Origin of the sequence: Methylobacterium platani (assembly GCF_001653715.1) — a bacterium.
Taxonomy (GTDB): domain Bacteria; phylum Pseudomonadota; class Alphaproteobacteria; order Rhizobiales; family Beijerinckiaceae; genus Methylobacterium; species Methylobacterium platani.
This window is the reverse complement of record NZ_LWHQ01000110.1, coordinates 1-543: the sequence shown is the minus strand read 5'-3', so window position 1 is coordinate 543 and position 543 is coordinate 1. Positions and strand designations below refer to the sequence as shown.

Here is a 543-nt window from a genome sequence, read left to right as displayed (position 1 = left end):
CGCGACGGGCACGCGCTCGCCATCGGCGCCAACGTCAACACCCCCGAGCAGGTGCCCTTCGCCCTGCAGCAGGGCGCCGAGGGCGTCGGCCTGATGCGCACCGAGTTCCTGTTCCTCGAGCGCGGCGACAGCCCGGGCGAGGACGACCAGTACGCCACCTACCGGGCGATGCTGGAGGCGTTGAACGGCCGCCCGCTGATCGTGCGCGCCCTCGATATCGGCGGCGACAAGCAGGTGCCCCACCTCGCCCTGCCGAAGGAGGAGAACCCGTTCCTCGGCGTGCGCGGCGCCCGGCTGCTGCTGCGCCGGCCCGACCTGATGGAGCCGCAGCTGCGCGCCCTCTACCGCGCCGCGAGGGATTGCGTGCCGGCCGGCGCGCCTTCCGGCAAGGAGGCCCCGCTCTCGATCATGTTCCCGATGATCACCTCGGTGCCCGAGGTGCTGGCCCTGCGCGGCACGTGCGAGCGGATCCGGGCCGAGATCGGCGCGCCGCCGGTGCCACTCGGCATCATGATCGAGGTGCCGGCCGCGGCGATCCAGGCC

The 543-nt window shown here is 73.7% G+C and carries 1 protein-coding gene; it reads left to right on the top strand.

Annotated elements, in window-relative coordinates:
- On the top strand, positions 1-543 hold a 543-nt coding region (locus A5481_RS35540; RefSeq protein ID WP_342586433.1), incomplete at both ends, for a putative PEP-binding protein.